The organism is Streptomyces sp. CB03238, from assembly GCF_002099185.1.
Taxonomy (GTDB): domain Bacteria; phylum Actinomycetota; class Actinomycetes; order Streptomycetales; family Streptomycetaceae; genus Streptomyces.
The window spans coordinates 278984-294837 of sequence record NZ_NBCN01000005.1 but is presented as its reverse complement, the minus strand read 5'-3'; the positions used below and the strand labels follow the sequence as shown (position 1 = coordinate 294837).

The 15854-nt window shown below is 72.8% G+C and carries 16 protein-coding genes and 1 pseudogene; 7 read left to right on the top strand and 10 right to left on the bottom strand.

Annotated elements, in window-relative coordinates:
* Window positions 1–39: 39 nt before the first annotated feature.
* From BKD26_RS10910 to BKD26_RS10895, 4 genes are read left to right on the top strand one after another with little or no spacing between them, the layout of a single operon-like run.
* Window positions 40–1023, top strand: a complete 984-nt coding sequence (locus BKD26_RS10910; RefSeq protein WP_084897634.1) for a tripartite tricarboxylate transporter substrate binding protein — start codon at window positions 40–42, stop codon at window positions 1021–1023.
* On the top strand, window positions 1020–1535 hold the full coding sequence (locus BKD26_RS10905) for a tripartite tricarboxylate transporter TctB family protein (protein WP_084897633.1): 516 nt from the start codon (window positions 1020–1022) through the stop codon (window positions 1533–1535). The genes BKD26_RS10910 and BKD26_RS10905 overlap by 4 nt, the downstream gene beginning before the upstream one ends.
* Window positions 1535–3031 (top strand): tripartite tricarboxylate transporter permease, encoded by a 1497-nt coding sequence (locus BKD26_RS10900; RefSeq protein ID WP_084897632.1) that lies wholly within the window; start codon window positions 1535–1537, stop codon window positions 3029–3031. The genes BKD26_RS10905 and BKD26_RS10900 overlap by 1 nt, the downstream gene beginning before the upstream one ends.
* Window positions 3028–3468 (top strand): GNAT family N-acetyltransferase, encoded by a 441-nt coding sequence (locus BKD26_RS10895; RefSeq protein WP_084897631.1) that lies wholly within the window; start codon window positions 3028–3030, stop codon window positions 3466–3468. The genes BKD26_RS10900 and BKD26_RS10895 overlap by 4 nt, the downstream gene beginning before the upstream one ends.
* Here BKD26_RS10895 and BKD26_RS10890 read toward each other — a convergent pair.
* On the bottom strand, window positions 3447–3944 hold the full coding sequence (locus BKD26_RS10890) for a DUF402 domain-containing protein (RefSeq protein ID WP_084897630.1): 498 nt from the start codon (window positions 3942–3944) through the stop codon (window positions 3447–3449). The genes BKD26_RS10895 and BKD26_RS10890 overlap by 22 nt on opposite strands.
* Window positions 3925–4848, bottom strand: coding sequence for a GNAT family N-acetyltransferase (locus BKD26_RS10885; protein ID WP_084897629.1), 924 nt, complete (start codon window positions 4846–4848; stop codon window positions 3925–3927). Before BKD26_RS10885 ends, BKD26_RS10890 begins: the two co-directional genes overlap by 20 nt.
* Before the next feature lie 72 nt (window positions 4849–4920).
* Between BKD26_RS10885 and BKD26_RS10880 the strand changes: the two genes are divergently transcribed.
* Window positions 4921–5292 carry a GntR family transcriptional regulator gene (locus BKD26_RS10880; RefSeq protein ID WP_084897628.1) on the top strand — a complete coding sequence of 124 codons (372 nt, stop codon included), beginning with the start codon at window positions 4921–4923 and terminating at the stop codon, window positions 5290–5292.
* Here BKD26_RS10880 and BKD26_RS10875 read toward each other — a convergent pair.
* The 4 genes from BKD26_RS10875 to BKD26_RS10860 are packed head-to-tail and all read right to left on the bottom strand — an operon-like array spanning window position 5289 to window position 9029.
* The gene (locus BKD26_RS10875) at window positions 5289–6383 is read right to left on the bottom strand and encodes a DUF5925 domain-containing protein (RefSeq protein WP_084897723.1); all 1095 of its coding nucleotides are present in this window, start codon (window positions 6381–6383) and stop codon (window positions 5289–5291) included. The genes BKD26_RS10880 and BKD26_RS10875 overlap by 4 nt on opposite strands.
* 41 nt (window positions 6384–6424) lie before the next feature.
* Window positions 6425–7222, bottom strand: coding sequence for a polysaccharide deacetylase family protein (locus BKD26_RS10870; RefSeq protein WP_084897627.1), 798 nt, complete (start codon window positions 7220–7222; stop codon window positions 6425–6427).
* Entirely contained in the window at window positions 7219–8202 is a 984-nt protein-coding gene (locus tag BKD26_RS10865; RefSeq protein ID WP_084897626.1) for a glycosyltransferase family 2 protein, read from the bottom strand. The genes BKD26_RS10870 and BKD26_RS10865 overlap by 4 nt, the downstream gene beginning before the upstream one ends.
* Window positions 8199–9029 carry a glycosyltransferase family 2 protein gene (locus BKD26_RS10860; protein ID WP_084897625.1) on the bottom strand — a complete coding sequence of 277 codons (831 nt, stop codon included), beginning with the start codon at window positions 9027–9029 and terminating at the stop codon, window positions 8199–8201. Before BKD26_RS10860 ends, BKD26_RS10865 begins: the two co-directional genes overlap by 4 nt.
* 711 nt (window positions 9030–9740) lie before the next feature.
* Between BKD26_RS10860 and BKD26_RS10855 the strand changes: the two genes are divergently transcribed.
* Entirely contained in the window at window positions 9741–10538 is a 798-nt protein-coding gene (locus BKD26_RS10855) for an SGNH/GDSL hydrolase family protein (protein ID WP_084897624.1), read from the top strand.
* On the opposite strand, the gene BKD26_RS10850 is transcribed toward BKD26_RS10855, so the two are convergent.
* On the bottom strand, window positions 10522–12087 hold the full coding sequence (locus tag BKD26_RS10850) for a serine/threonine-protein kinase (RefSeq protein WP_084897623.1): 1566 nt from the start codon (window positions 12085–12087) through the stop codon (window positions 10522–10524). The two genes, BKD26_RS10855 and BKD26_RS10850, sit on opposite strands and share 17 nt — an antisense overlap.
* Window positions 12088–12281: 194 nt before the next feature.
* On the opposite strand from BKD26_RS10850, the gene BKD26_RS10845 reads away from it, so the two are divergent.
* Window positions 12282–12545 (top strand): hypothetical protein, encoded by a 264-nt coding sequence (locus BKD26_RS10845; RefSeq protein WP_073758482.1) that lies wholly within the window; start codon window positions 12282–12284, stop codon window positions 12543–12545.
* A gap of 244 nt (window positions 12546–12789) precedes the next feature.
* Here the strand turns inward: BKD26_RS10845 and BKD26_RS10840 are convergent, their stop codons facing one another.
* The 3 genes and pseudogenes from BKD26_RS10840 to BKD26_RS10830 form a co-directional block, all read right to left on the bottom strand.
* A complete protein-coding gene (locus BKD26_RS10840) occupies window positions 12790–13986 on the bottom strand; it encodes a CaiB/BaiF CoA-transferase family protein (RefSeq protein WP_084897622.1) in 1197 nt (398 codons plus the stop codon).
* A 33-nt stretch (window positions 13987–14019) separates the two neighbouring features.
* Window positions 14020–14600: pseudogene (locus BKD26_RS10835) on the bottom strand (ABC transporter permease); the annotation flags it as partial.
* Window positions 14601–14637: 37 nt separating this feature from the next.
* Window positions 14638–15840, bottom strand: coding sequence for a type ISP restriction/modification enzyme (locus BKD26_RS10830; protein ID WP_084897621.1), 1203 nt, complete (start codon window positions 15838–15840; stop codon window positions 14638–14640).
* Between the last annotated feature and the right edge of the window lie 14 nt (window positions 15841–15854).

Sequence of the window (15854 nt, the reverse complement as noted above, 5' to 3'; positions counted from 1 at the left end):
GTGGGCCACTTCACAGATACCGCATGAAAGGCGGCACCCGTGCGATTGCGCACTCCCCTCGCCCTGCTCGGGGCGGCGCTGCTGGTGCTCGTGGGGCCACCGCTGCTCACCACGGGCAGCGGCTCCGACACCGGCACGCAGATCCCCGGCCTGCGCTTCATGGTCCCCAACACGCCCGGTGGCGGCTACGACATCACGGCCCGCACCGCCGCCAAGAACGCCGAGGACGCCGGCCTCACCCACGACATCGAGGTCTTCAACCTGCCCGGCGCGGGCGGCACGGTCGGCCTGACGCGGCTCGTCGGCGAGCACGGCAACGGCAGGCTCGCCATGTCCATGGGCCTCGGCGTCGTCGGAGCCGTACACACCAACAAGACCCCGGCGACCCTCGCCGACACCACCCCGATCGCCCGGCTCACCGAGGAGCAGGACATCGTGGTCGTCGGCAAGGACTCCCCGTACACGACCATCCAGGACCTCCTCGCCGCCTGGAAGAAGAACCCGGCCAAGCTGCCGGTCGGCGGCGGATCGTCCCCGGGCGGGCCCGACCACCTCGCGCCGATGCTGATGGCGCAGGCCGCCGGAATCGCCCCGAAATCGGTGAACTACATCCCCTTCGACGGCGGCGGTGAGCTCCTCGCCTCCATCCTCGGCAACAAGGTCGCCTTCGGGGTCTCGGGCGTGGGCGAGTACCTCGACCAGATCAAGTCCGGCGAGCTGCGGCTGCTCGCCGTCACCGGCCCCGAGCGGGTCCCCGGACTGGACGCCCCCACCCTCCGCGAGGCGGGGCTCGACACCGAGTTCACCAACTGGCGCGGCATCGTCGCCCCGCCCGGCCTGACCGCCGCCGAGCGCGACAAGCTCATCGGCCTCGTCGAGAAGCTGCACGCCTCCAAGGAGTGGCGGGAGTCGCTGAAGAAGAACGGCTGGAGCGACGCCTACCTGTCCGGCGAGGAGTTCGGGACCTTCCTCGACGAGCAGAACGAGCGCGTCGACTCCGTACTGAAGGAGCTGGGGCTGTGACCGCACCCGACGCAGACCGGCGCTCCTGGCTGCGCGAGCACTCCGAGCTCGGCGTCGGCCTGCTCCTCGCCGTCATCGGCGTACTCGTCCTGACCGACGCGCTGACCATGGACATCGCCGCGGGACAGCGCGGACCCGTCGGCCCCACCACCGTCCCCCTCGTCGTCGGCACGGGCCTCCTCCTCGTCGCCGTCCTCCTCGCCGTCGACGTCCTGCGCGGCGGCCGTGGCGAGGCCGAGGGCGGCGAGGACATCGACCTGTCCGAGCCCAGCGACTGGCGCACCGTCCTGCTGCTCGCCGGGGTCTTCCTCGGCGGCGCCGTCCTCATCGGCCCGGTCGGTTTCCCCATCGCGGGCGGGCTGATCTTCTGGGGCTCCGCGTACGCGCTCGGCAGCCGCCGGGCCGACCGCGACCCGCTGATCGCGGCCGTCCTCTCCCTCGTCACCTACGTCGTCTTCAACAACCTGCTCGGCGTCCCGCTCCCCGGTGGCCCGCTGATGGGAGTGCTCTGATGGACTCTTTGAACTCCCTCCTCGACGGCTTCGGCACCGCCCTGACGCCCATCAACCTGTTGTGGGCGGCGATAGGCGTGCTCCTCGGCACGGCCATCGGCGTCCTGCCCGGCATCGGCCCCGCCATGGCGGTCGCGCTGCTGCTGCCCGTGACGTACGGACTCGAACCCACCGGCGCGTTCATCATGTTCGCGGGCATCTACTACGGCGCGATGTTCGGCGGCTCCACCACCTCCATCCTGCTCAACACGCCCGGTGAGAGCGCCGCCGTCGTCGCCGCCATCGAGGGCAACCCGATGGCCAAGGCGGGGCGCGGCGCGCAAGCCCTCGCGGCGGCCGCGGGCGGGCACTTCGCGGGCGGCATGATCGGCACGATCCTGCTCGTCGCCCTCGCCCCGGCCGTCGCCGACCTGGCGGTGGACATCGGCGCGCCCGACTACTTCGCCATCATGGTGCTGGCGTTCATCGCGGTGACCTCCGTGCTGGGCTCGTCCCGCATCCGGGGCCTGGCCTCGCTGCTCATCGGCCTCACCCTGGGCCTCGTCGGGCTCGACCAGATGACCGGCCAGCAGCGGCTCACCTTCGGCTCGCTCCAGCTCGCCGACGGCATCGACGTCGTCATCGTCGCGGTCGGCCTCTTCGCCATCGGCGAGGCGCTGTGGGTCGCCGCGCACCTGCGGCGCACCGGCGGCGACGCCATCCCCGTCGGCCGGCCCTGGCTCGGAAAGGACGACGTCAGGCGGACGTGGAAGCCGTGGCTGCGCGGGCCGCTCATCGGCTTCCCGTTCGGCGCCATCCCGGCCGGTGGTGCGGAGATCCCGACCTTCCTGTCGTACGTCACCGAGAAGCGGCTGTCCAAGCACAAGGACGAGTTCGGGCGCGGCGCCATCGAGGGCGTCGCCGGCCCGGAGTCGGCCGCCTCCGCCTCGGCCGCCGGCACCCTCGTGTCCATGCTGACGCTGGGGCTGCCCACCACCGCCGTCGCCGCCGTGATGCTGGCCGCCTTCCAGCAGTACGGCATCCAGCCAGGACCGCTGCTCTTCGAGCGCGAACCCGACCTGGTGTGGGGCCTGATCGCCTCCCTCTTCGTCGGCATGGTGCTGCTCCTCGCGCTGAACCTGCCGCTCGCGCCCCTGTGGGCCAAGCTGCTGCGCATCCCGCGCCCGTACCTGTACGCGGGGATCCTGTTCTTCGCGGCGACCGGCGCGTACGCGGTCGGCGGCGAAGCCCTCGACCTGGTCATCCTGCTGATCATCGGCCTCATCGGGTTCGGGATGCGCCGCTACGGCCTGCCGGTGCTGCCGGCGGTGATCGGCGTCATCCTCGGCCCGGCCGCCGAACAGCAGCTGCGCCGGGCGCTCCAGATCAGCGACGGCAGCGTCACCGGCCTGGTCAACACGCCGTTCTCGGTGACCGTGTACGCGGTGATCGTCGTCCTGCTGGCCTGGCCCCTGCTCAAGAAGGTGATCATGCGCCGCCATAATCTGACGGTATGACAATTCGCCGTGCGACCGCCGACGACGTCCCCCGCGTGAAGGCCGTGACCGACGCGGCCTACCACCACTACATCGACCGGATCGGTCGCGCACCGGCCCCGATGGAGGCCGACCACGCGGCGGACGTGGCCGCGGGCAGGGTGTACGTCGCCGGTGACCCGGTGGTCGGCCTCGTGGTCCTCAGGACCGAGGCCGACCACCTGTACCTGGACAACATCGCCGTCCACCCCGACGCCCAGGGCACCGGCCTCGGCCGTCGCCTGCTCGCCTTCGTGGAGGAGCGGGCCCGCGACCTCGGCCTGCCCGAGGTGCGGCTCCTCACGCACACGCTGATGCGGGAGAACCAGGCGATGTACGCGCGGTACGGGTACGAGGTCGACGAGCCGCGTACGGCGGACGACCCCGAGCGCGTCCACTACCGCAAGCGCGTCTCCTGACCCGCCCCCGGCAGGCCGCCCGCGCGGGCCAGCGTCTCCAGCGCGTCCAGCGCCTCGCGGGCGGCCGCCGCGGCCGCCGCGTCCCGTTCCGCCAGGCCGCTCGCCTCGAACTCGTCCTCGTCCAGCCGCCGCACCTCGCGGCCGTCCGCCGACACCCACAGGTCGAGGTCCAGGTCCTCCACGACCACCTCGTCATCAGAGACGAGGGCGGGCCGCGTGATGTCGCAGTACCAGCCCTTGAGGGCGCCGTCCCCGGTCCGGACCTCCTTCACCGCGTACCACCGGTCCCGCCAGTAGTGCTCCGTGAAGACATCGCCCGGCTCGAAGCGTACGAACCCGAAGTCCCGCACCCCGTCCGCCGCCCACGGGGCGCGGACCGTCAGGCGGGTGCCGTCGTCGGCGACCACCTCGGCCGGATACCGGATCTTCGTCCGGCCCGCCTTGACGAGCCGGACGTCAACCGAGCGTGCGGACATGGCGGACCTCCGTCGCGCAGATCGCGTACCCGAACCACTTGTTGATCGCCAGCATCGGCCCGTTCTCCGCGTCGTTGCTCGTGAACGCGTCCGTGTAGCCGGCCGCGCGGGCCCGTCGCAGCGAGTCCGTCTTGGCGAGCTTCGCCAGCCCCCGGCCCCGGTACGCGCGCAGCGTCCCGGTCATGCCCGAGTGGTAGCGCGCCCCGCCGTCGGTGTGGGCGGCGGTGAAGGCCGCCACCTTGCCCTCCACCGTGACGACCGTGGTCAGGTCACGGTCTAGGAGCGGGTTGTTCCAGGTCTCGGCCAGCCAGGCCTCGTAGTCGTCCAGCTCCGCCCCGATGTCGCTCGGCTCGTCCGACGTCACCTCCGCGTCCGCCTCGAACAGCGGGCGCGGGTCGGCGGCGTAGTCGGCGGCGGTACGCAGCTCGACGCCCGGCGGGAGCGCCGCGGGCAGCTCCGGCAGGGCGCCGCCCGCCAGGTCCAGCCGCTGGAAGTGCGCCGGCCGGGAGGGCCGGTAGCCGCGCTTCCCGGCGAACGACCGGAACCCCGGCTCGTCCAGCACCCAGGCGTACACGCTCTCCGCGCCCTCGGCCGCCAGATGCTCCTCGGCGGTACGCAGCAGCAGGCCGCCCGCGCCATGGCCCCGGTGGTCCGGGTGGACCTGCGGATTGGCGTACGACAGCCCGGGGGTCCCGGACTCGTACGCGAGGCCGACATTGGCCGTGCCGACGATCTCGCCGTCCTCCTCGGCTATCAGAAGCCGGTACTTCTTCGCCGGGTTGGCCGACTCTACCTGGCGAAGGACGGCATGGGGCGTCGTCACCTCGAAGGGCAGCGCGGCACGCCGCACCCGCACCACGGCCTCGGCGTCATCGGGACGGAAGTCACGCACGATCACAGTCATGGGCCCGCACGGTACGCGTGCCCCGGATCCGATCGCCTCCCAATTTCGCCTCCGTGGGGGACAATCGGGCCCGTGACCTTGAAGATTTCCATCGACGCGGGCTCCTCGACCGCCCCGTACGAACAACTGCGCGCCCAGATCTCCGCCCAGGCCCGCTCGGGCCGCCTCCCCGTCGGCTACAAGCTGCCGACCGTCCGGGGCCTCGCGGAGGAGCTGGGCCTCGCCGCCAACACGGTCGCCAAGGCGTACCGGGTGCTGGAGACCGACGGCGTGATCGAGACACGCGGCCGGGCCGGCACGTTCGTCGCACCCGCCGGAGACGCCGCCGCCCGCCAGGCCGCCACGGCAGCCGCCGCGTACGCCGCCGAGGCTCACCGCCTGGGCCTCAGCCGCGCCGACGCGGAAGCGGCCGTGACCGACGCGCTCCGGGCGGTGTACGGCTAGAGGTACAGCCCCGCGTCCGCGCCGCGCGACTGGTCCGGGACCGCCGCCGGGCCCGTGCCGCGGCGCAGCGCGTACAGCTCCGCCAGCGTCGCCCCGTCCCGGCCGACGCCCTCCTCGGAGCCGAGCCAGGCCACCGCCTCCGGCCGGGTCAGCGGGCCGACCTCGATGCGGGCCAGGCAGCGGCCGGGGCGGACCACCGCCGGGTGGAGGCGCTCCAGGTCCTCGTTGGTGGTGACCCCGACCAGGACGTTGCGGCCCTGCCCCAGCAGCCCGTCCGTCAGGTTCAGCAGCCGCGACAGGGCCTGGCCGGCCGTGTGCCTGGCCTCGCCGCGGATCAGCTCGTCGCAGTCCTCCAGGAGCAGCAGCCGCCACCGGCCGTTCGCCGTGCCCTCGTCCTCGCCGATCGCGATGTCCATCAGATACCCGACGTCGTTGAACAGCCGCTCCGGGTCCAGCACGCAGTCCACCTGGCACCAGTCCCGCCACGACCGGGCCAGGGTGCGCAGCGCCGACGTCTTGCCGGTGCCCGGCGGGCCGTGCAGTAGAAGGAGGCGGCCCGCGATGTCGTCCGGGGTGACCTTCATCAGCCGGTCCATCGCCTCGGCGACCGGCGCGGTGTAGTTGGCCCGCACCGCCTCCCACGACCCGGCGGCGATCCGGCGGGTCGTACGGTGCGGGCCGCGGCGCGGCGACACGTACCAGAAGCCCATGGTCACGTTGTCCGGCTGCGGCTCCGGGTCGTCCTTCGCGCCGTCCGTCGCCTGCTTCAGCACCCGTTCGGCCAGCTCCTGCTCGACCGCCGTGACGGTCACGTCGGCGCCCCGGTTCCAGCGGGAGACCAGCAGCGTCCAGCCGTCGCCCTCGGCGAGCGTGGCGCTGCGGTCGTCGTCGCGGGCCGAACGGAGCACCGCGGCGCCCGGCGGGAGCAGGGTCGCGCCGGGCTTGACGCGGTCGATGGTGGAGCTGTGCGCGTACGGCTGCTCGCCCGTCGCGAAGCGCCCGAGGAACAGCGCGTCGACGACGTCGGCAGGGGTGTCGCTGTCGTCGACGGTGAGCCGGATCGGCAGAGCCTCATGAGGGTTTGCAGACATGCGCTCCATGATCCGGCACACACGCGTTCCCCGCACGGCGTTTATGTACGTGTGCGAACCAGCACGGCCGCCGCCCGCCGGGCGCGCCGGACGACCGCGTACCCCTTGGTCAGTGCCCGGTCCTTCGCGAACGTCCGCCCGATGGCCCGCCCTTCCACGAGCCGCCCGAACTCCTCGATGCCCGTGCCGCGCCGCACGGTCACCCGGCGCAGCGCGTACGGGCCCTGCGCGCGCCGCGCCGGCGCGTTGCCCACGGCCAGCGCCTGCGCGAACCCGGCCTCGCGGACCGTGCGCCGCACGCGCCGGCTGGAGTAGCCGTACGGGTAGGCGAACGAGACCGGGGCGGTGCCCACCTCCTCCGTGATGATGTCCCGGCACCGGACCGTCTCGAACCGGAGCCGTTCGTCGTCGAGTTGGTCCAGCTGCGGATGGGTGTGGGAGTGGCCGCCGATCTCGGTGCCGGCGGCGGCCAGTTCCCGCACCTGGTCCCAGTCGAGCATGGTGTCCGGGGCGCCGCCCCTGTCGTACGCGCCGCGCAGCCACCCCGTCGACACGAACAGGGTGGCGGCGAAGCCGTGCTGGGCGAGGACCGGCAGGGCATGCCGGTGCACCCCCTCGTACCCGTCGTCGAAGGTGATGAGCACCGGGCGGCCGGGCAGTGGCGCACCGGTCCGCCACGCCTGGCCGAGCCCGGCCGTCGTGACCGGCGTGAAGCCGCGTTCGCCGAGCAGCTCCATCTGCGCGGCGAACGCCTCCGGCGAGACGGACAGCCCGTACGCCGCCTTCGCGGGCCGGTGCCCGACGGCGTGGTACATCAGGATCGGTACGGGACCGGTCATGACGGGTCGCCGATCGGTCCGTACGAGAAGCCGCCGCCCTTACGGGATGCCAGGGCGCCCCGTACGTAACCCCCCGCCGCCACCGCCACGCCCGTGACAATGGCGCCCGCCCGCCCCGCGCCGCCCGGCCGGGCCAGCACGAAGTCCCGCAGGCCCCGCACCACCCCGGCGGGCAGCACCCGCGTGGTGTACCGGCGCTCGGTCTCCAGGCCCTTGCCCGCGCCGACGCTGCGGGCGACGAGCGCCTTGGACAGGCCCTCGGCGTAGGCGCGGGTACGGAAGTAACGGAACCGTTCGCGCGTGACCGGGACCTTGTGGTGGATCACCGCCCGGTCGTCGATCAGCAGGACGGCGTCCGGCAGGGCGTTGCCGAGCCGGATGCACAGCTCCGTCTCCTCGCAGCCCAGCGGCCGTTTGTCGCCGCACCGCCCGATCCCGGTGGCGAACCCGCCCGCCGCGTCGAAGGCGCCGCGCCGGAAGGAGGCGTTCCCGCCCAGGACGTTGCGCACGCGCACCCGCCCGGGCGGCAGTCCCCGGTACGTACAGCCGACGACCCAGTCGAACTCCTCCGGGAACCACACCGGGCGCCGCCCCGACGCCCACGCCGGCACGGTCCGCCCGCCGACGGCCACCACCCGGGGGTCGTCGTACGCCTCGTCGAACCACCGCAGCCAGTCCCGCTCGGCGACGGCGTCGTCGTCGAGGAAGGCGACGATGTCGCCGCGGGCGGCCGCGATGCCGGTGTTGCGGCCGGCCGACAGGCCGCGGGGGCCCGCGTTCGCGAGCACCCGCACCTCCTCCCCGGCGTCCTCGTACTCCTTGCCGAGCCGCTCCAGCAGCGCCTCGTTGTGGTCGACGACGAGCAGCGTCTCCAGGGCGGGCCGCGACTGGTGCCGTACGGACTCGACGGCCGCCAGGACGTCCTCCCACCGGTCCTCGGTGTAGGCGCAGATCACCACGGAGAAGTGACGACCGCTCAAGAGAGCTCACCCCGGGGCACGCTCACGGAGAAGTCGGTCGTACGGCGGCGCTCGGCGCGCCGGACGCCCTTCTCCTTGAGGATCACCTTCAGGACGCGGATGCCGTCGCGTACGGCGTTGAGGTTGCTGACGCCGTGGATGCGCAGGTACTCGTGGCTGGGCACTTCCTGGACCCTGAGGCCCGCCTTGACGACCCGGATGTTGATCAGGGTCTCGATCTCGAAGCCGGTGCAGTCGAGGGTGATCTTGTCGAGGCAGTGGCGCCAGAAGGCGTTGTAGCCGTAGCACAGGTCGGTGTAGCGGGCGCCGAACTTGGCGTTGACGATGGCGCACAGCAGCCGGTTGCCCAGCTTGCGGACCGGTGTCATGTCGTCCGTGCCGCCGCCGTTGGCGAACCGGGAGCCCTTGGCGAAGTCGGCGCCGCCGACCAGGGCGGAGACGTACGACACGATCTCCTGGCCGTCGGCCGAGCCGTCGGCGTCGACCATCACGATGATGTCGCCGGTGCAGGCGGCGAAGCCGCTGATCAGGGCGTCGCCCTTGCCCTTGCCGACCTGCTTGACGACCTTGACGTCGGGCCGCAGCTCACGGGCGACGTTCACGGTGTCGTCGGTGGAATTGCCGTCGACGAGGACCACTTCATGAATCCAGTCGGGCAGGGTCTTGAAGACGTACGGAAGGTTCTCCGCCTCGTTCATCGCGGGAATCACCACGCTCACCGGCGGCGCGATGGCCAGGTGCGACGTGATGGCCCGGTACTGGGCGGCTATTCGGCCGGCGTCGGATTCGACGGCATCGCCGACGGCCGGGCGCAGGAAGGAGCTCATGAGTCATTTCCCTCTCGTCCGGTGGACCGCCCACCCCCGGGCGGTCCGGATGAGTTTCCGGTTCGAAAGGGGGGTTGTGCTCACTCGTCGCATGCCGGAATGGATCTCCGTACGGGATGGGTGAGCTGGCAATTCTGGCCGCGCGCGGTACGCGCCCCGGCACTGGAAACGTCACCGAGCACGGCACCCCCCTACCGCGCCCCGCTCCGGACCCATCGCGGCGCTTGAGCCCTCCCCTTGAGCCGCCTTGCGTGATGGACCGTTGCGGGTGGATGTATGACGGTATTGATAATGCGGACTATATGGCAAGACCTGGACCGAGGCCCGCATTTTTGCTTCTTTGGCCATACTTTGACGGACTGCGGCAAAGACGCGGTACGGGCCCGGTCGGTTCCGGTGAATAAAGCGGTAGGAGATCCTTCCGTGCGCCAGGGGGAATTGAGGCGGGAGTTACGTCTGGGAAATCAATTCCCTTCCGCCGTGCGCAGGAAATCGAGGCGCGCCCGGGGACCGGCACCGAGCAGGAGCAGGGGGCCCGCCCGGGAGATCATGCTCCGCACGGGTGAGTTGCCCCCGAACATCCGGATATCCGGCCTCGCGACCGAGCAGACTTTGACTCGGCGTCAACTACACGCCACGCCCGGCTATTGGCATGGACACTGCAGCCTGCTACGAACTTTTTAGGCAGAAATCCTGCTAAAGGGAGGTTCCATGAGACTGTCCCGAGCCGCGGCATTCCCCACCTCGCTCCTCCTCGGCGCCGTCCTGACCCTGACCGGGGCAGGCGCGGCGCAGTCCGTAGCCCTCGACTACGTGGCCCTCGGCGACTCGTACTCCTCCGGAGTCGGCGCCGGCGCCTACGACAGCTCCAGCGGCAACTGCAAGCGCACCCCCCGCGCCTACCCCGCCCTCTGGGCGGCCGCCAATTCCCCCTCGTCCTTCGCGTTCACCGCCTGCTCAGGCGCGCGTACCAACGATGTGACGGCAAGCCAGCTCGGACCGCTGTCCTCCGCCACCGACCTCGTCTCCATCAGCGTCGGCGGCAACGACGCCGGATTCGCCGACGTGATGACGACCTGCGTCATGCAGTCGGAGGCCACCTGCATCGCCCGCGTCAACGAGGCGAAGCGCTATGTCGACACCACCTTGCCGGGCCGCCTGGACTCGGTGTACTCGGCCATCAGGACCAAGGCCCCGTCGGCGCGTGTCGTCGTCCTCGGCTACCCCCGCTTCTACAAGATCGGCGGCAGCTGCCTCGCCGGCCTCACCGAGAACGAACGCCGCGCCATCAACGGCGGCGCGGACCACCTCAACGCGGCGACCGCCAAACGCGCCGCCGACCACGGCTACACCTTCGCCGACGTCACCCCCGCCTTCACGGGCCACGAGATCTGCTCGGGCGCGTCCTGGCTGCACAGCGTGAACTGGCTCAACATCGGCGAGTCCTACCACCCCACCGCCGCCGGACAGTCCGGTGGCTACCTGCCCACCTTCAAGGCAGCGCTGTAGGAGCCGCGCTCGACGAGGTGGTGCCCGTAGGAGTCGGCGTCGGCGCGGGGCTGCCGGAAGGCGTCCCGCCCGTCGGTTCGGGCTCCTTGCACGTGACCGAGAAACCCACCCAATTGGACCGTGCCTCGACCGGGCTCCGGATCTCCAGCCGGACCCGGCCGCGGTGCGTCCCACCGTGCTCGTACGTCAGTTCCGTGTGTTCCACCCGCCGCACGGTGTCCCCACCGGAACCGAACTCCGCCGTCCGCCAACCCGGGCTCTCGCCGCTCTCCGTCACCCAGCGGTAGCCGACGGAGGCGGGCGTGCGGCCCAGGGTGATCGTCGCGCGGAAGGCCGGGGCCTCGGACTCCGGGGGCGGACACGTCCCGCTGTAACTCCCGCGCACCGCCCGTGCGTACACGTTCACCGACTGCGGAGGCGGGGCGACGCTCGTTCTGGGCGGCGGAGTCGAGACGTCGTCCTTGCTGCTGCTGGGCGTGGCCGTCACACCCGGCGAGGTGGCGCCCGCGCCGACGCCCTGGGCGCCCCGGTCGTCGTCGCGCAACACGGCGTACGTCAGCCCCGCGACCGCGAGCAGCAGAACGGCCACCCCGGCCGCCAGCAGGGCACCGGCGCGCCGCGACGGACCCGGCGAGTCACCGGCGGCAAGAGCGGCCCCGCCTGCCGCCGCGACGACCGTCGCAGCCGACCCGCCCGCCTCGACCGGGCCCGTACGCGGGTTTCCCCCCGTGCCCACGACACGCAGCTGCTGCCCGGCCTCCTCGGCCGTGAGCCGCTCCGCCGGATCCTTGCGCAGCAGCCCGTCGATGACCGGCGCGAGCGGACCCGCCCAGCGCGGCGGCGGCAGCTCCTCGTCCACCACGGCACGCAGCGTGCTCAGTGGCGTGTCCTGCCGGAACGGCGTGACGCCCTCCACCGCCGCGTACAGCAGCACGCCCAGCGACCACAGGTCCGAGGCAGGACCGGGCGTCTGTCCCAGCGCCCGCTCCGGAGCCAGGAATTCGGGGGAGCCGATCAACTCACCCGTCATGGTGAGGTTGGACGTGCCCGCCACCATGGCGATCCCGAAGTCGGTCAGCACCACCCGGCCGTCATTGGCGAGCAGGACGTTCGCGGGTTTCACGTCCCGGTGCAGCACTCCCGCCTCGTGCGCGGCGCTCAGCGCCGCCAGCACCTCCGCCCCGATGTGGGCGGCCCGCCGCGGCGGCATGGGGCCCTCCGCTTCGAGCGTGTCGGCGAGCGTCAGCCCCCGGACCAGCTCCATCACGATCCACGGCCGGCCGTCCTCGGTCGCCACGTCGTACACGGTGACCACATTCCGGTGCGAGATACGGGCGGCGGCCCACGCCTCCCGCTCCAACCGCGCGTACAGCCGCTGCTCGTCGGCGGAGCCGAGGCCGGCGGGCGCGCGTACCTCCTTGACCGCCACCTCGCGGCCCAGCACCTCGTCCCGCGCGCGCCACACGACGCCCATGCCGCCCCGGCCCAGCGGGCCCAGCAATCGGTAACGTCCCGCCACCATTCGTGCGCCGCCCGGCCCTTCGGTCATAGGACCTCAAGCTAGCTCAACCCGACCCCGCTGGGAACGTGTCCAACTCGCCCTGGAATCACTCGTATTTGGAGGGTAGTCGTCAACCCTCGTACATGTGTGGTGAATCCCGTCACCGGGATACACGCATGAGATGCGGGGACGATAGGGTTAATCTGCAGCGGCCGGGTGCCCTCGTACGGGTGGGGAGTGACATGGAACAGATAACGGTGCGCAGCAGGCCTCGGGTGCCTGCCATCACGTGCGGGAGCAAAGCGACCAGCACGCGCCTCGACCGACATCTCTCGGTACTGGGCGGTCCGGCCGTCCCGCAGCGTGAGACGGCCGAAGCGACGCTGCTCATGCGGGAGTTGACGACGCGTGATGTCGCACACACCCGTACGAGCAAGAGCGCACGCGTCAGGCTCTTCGCACCGCTGCGCCGCCTGCGCCGCTCGCTCTTCGGCAACCACGCCTGACGGCACCCGCACCCGTCGGAAGCCCACCGCGTACGTCGTCCCGGCCACGGTCCGCAGTCGGCATCCGGCCGGGGCGGGGCCGTGCAGGGTCGCCCCCGCAGAGCTTGAGGGAGGCGTCGGAGGGCTCCCCTTCCTACGTACCCAAGGCCGCCGGCCTCGTGGGGGTACCCCCTCTGGGGGAGAGACGAGCCCGGAGGGGCTACGCCCCCCACCCGCCGGCAGCAGACGACCCGCACCGCGGTCGTCAGCCCACCACACCCTCCCGCCGCAGCACCACCCGCGCGTCCTCCGGAACGCCCAACTCCCGCAGCACGGCGTCCGTGTGCTCGCCCAGCACCGGCACCGCCCCCATCCGCGGCTCCGCCCCGCCCGGCAGGGTGATCGGCGGAAGCATCGCCCGCAGCGGCCCCACCGCCGTGTCCACCTCCCGCCACCGCTCCCGCGCCGCGAGCTGCGGATGCGCCGCCACGTCCGCCACCGTGTTCAGCCGGGCGCACGCGATGCCCGCCGCCTCCAGGCGCCCGACCGCCTCCGCCGTGCCCAGCACGGCCAGCGCCTCCCCAACCACCGCGTCCGTCTTCTCCCGGTGCGCCACCCGTGCCGTGTTCGTGGCGAACGCCGGGTCGTCGCCCAGCTCCGGCCGGCCCAGCACCTGCTCGGCCAGCCGCCGCCACTCCCGGTCGTTCTGCACCGACAGCAGCACCTGGCCCCCATCGGCGGTCGCATAGGCGTCGTACGGCGCGATGACGGCGTGCGCGACGCCCGTACGCGCCGGGGCCTCACCCCCGTGCATCCCGTGGTGCAGCGGGTGCCCCATCCACTCGGCCAGTGACTCCAGCATGGAGATCTCCACCGGCCCGCCCCGCCCGGTCGTCGCCCGCCGCAGCAGCGCCGCGAGCACCCCCGAGAAGGCGTACATCGCCGCCGCGATATCGGCCGCCGGGATCCCCGCCTTCACCGGCTGGTCCGGTGTCCCGGTCACCGACACGAGCCCCGCCTCGCACTGCACGAGCATGTCGTACGCCCGCTTGTGCGCGTACGGGCCGCCTGCCCCGTACCCGGAGATGTCCACCGCGATCAGCCGATCGTCCGCCGCGCAGAGCGTGGCCGCGTCCAGGCCGAGCCGGGCCGCCGCCCCCTGCGCCAGGTTCTGCACGAACACGTCGGCTCCGGCGACCAGCCGCCGCACCACCTCAAGACCCCGCGGATCCTTCAGATCCACCGCCACCGACTCCTTGCCCCGGTTGCACCAGACGAAGTGCGAGGCCAGGCCGCCCGCCGCCGTGTCGTAGCCGCGCGCGAAGTCACCGCCGTCCGGCCGCTCGATCTTGATGACGCGGGCGCCCAGGTCGGCGAGCTGGCGGGTGGCGAACGGCGCGGAGACGGCCTGCTCGACGGCGACGACGGTGATCCCCTCAAGGGGAAGCGGCAGTGTGCTCATGCAGCCGTGCCTATCGTGTACGTACCACCTTTGTCACCCCTCCGGCGCTGCATACCTCCGCACCGCCGCCGGCACGCACACCGCCGGCAGCACCCAGCGACCAGCCCACCGCCCCCGCCACCGGGTGGGCGACCGGCCACGCGGCACCCTCCGCGGCGGCCGCCGCGTTGCCGAAGAGGTCCCGTACCGCCGTCGCCACCGCCGAGATCGGGTTCCATTCGGCGACCGTCCGCAGCCAGCCCGGCATGCCGTCCGTCGGGATGTACGCGTTCGACAGCAGCGGCAGCATGAACGTGGCGCTGCCGAGCTGCCCCGCCGCCTCCTCGCTGCGCGACGCGAGCCCCAGCAAAATCCCCACCCAGGTGGTCGCGAACCGGAACAGCAGCAACAGCCCGAAGGCCCCCGCCGCCTCCAGCGCACCGCCCTCGAACCGCCAGCCCCACCAGCATCAGCGGCACCAGCCCCGCCGCCGTGGTCACCAGGTCGGCCGCCGCCTGGCCCAGCGGCACGGCCGCCCGGCTCATCGGCAGCGTACGGAAGGGGTCCATCACGCCCCGGTGGGCGTCCTGGGCGGCGGTGAACATCCCGGTCATGATGCCGTTCGCGCTCTTCGACCGCGCGCTGCGGCGGGTGCTGGACTCCTTCGGTCAGTCAGAGCAGGGCGAGCTGCCCCTCGGGGCCCTCTTCCTCCCGGTCAAGTACGGAGGCCGGGCGGCGCGACGCCTCCGGCGCCGGGAGTACGCCGGTCGCGCGGAGGTCGTCGCCGGTGATGAGCGCCGCACCGGACACATCCGCCCTGCTCGCCTCCAGTTGGGCCTGGAGCGCCAGCACCGTGATCAGCTCCAGCAGCTCGGACGTCCACTCCTGGGGCCACGCGGCGGGGCGGATCGCCTCCAGGGTGCCCGGCTCGGCGGGGGCGGTGCGGTGGTCGAACCAGAGCTCCAGCACCCGCACCCCGCCCACCCGGTAGTCCCAGGCCTCCGCCGGGACGGGCGAGATCCGGCCACCGTCGCCGACCAGCAGGGCCTCGTCCTCCGCGTCGTACGCGAGCCCCTGGGGCCGTGCCGGGAGCGCGGCGCGGACGTAGGGGCGGCGCCCGCCGGGGAGCCGGGGGCGCTCGCCGCCCCGGGCGCCGCGCAGCTGGACGTCCGTCATGCGGTGGCCGAGCGTCACGCCGGCCGCCCAGACGCCCGGGTCGGCGGGCAGTGGGACGGCGCACCCGGCGGGGGAGGGGCGGGCGGCGGCCACCGCCCACGCCAGCAGGTCCTCGGGGGCGACCCCGGAGCCGTACCGGGCGCTCAGCAGCTCCAGGAGCCCGGGCGCGACGTTGGGCTCCCGCCCGCCGGGCCGCCGGTACAGCGGCCGGATACGGCCAGGGCGGCCCGCCGGGGAGCGGCCGTCCGGCAGCGCGGCCGTCACCAACAAGGCCGGGCCCTGCCCCTGCGGCACGTACCCCTGCTCGACCGCGAACACCTGCCGTTCACCGTCCGCCACCCGCCACAGCTCGGGCCGCGCGGCGTCCAGCAGCCGGTGGTCGGGGAGCAGCCACTGCTCGTCGAACGGTCCGTGCGCCAGCCGTACCGGCTCCGGGCACGGCCCCGCCTCCCGCGCCAGCCGGGCGGTCGAGGTCCGCTGCCCCGGCAGCGCGGCGACCGAGCTCGTGAGCGTACGCGCCCGGCTGGGCCGGAACAGGGCCTCCCGCTCGTCGCCCCCGGCCCGTAGCAGCGCGTCCCAGCGGGCCCGCAGTGTCGGCACGTCCGGGGCGACGACCCAGGAGCGCCCCAGCCGCAGCGGAGCCGCGGACCAGGGCATGAGGTCGTCGAGCAGGGGCACATCATCCGTCACCCGCCGCATGCTAGTGACCGCGC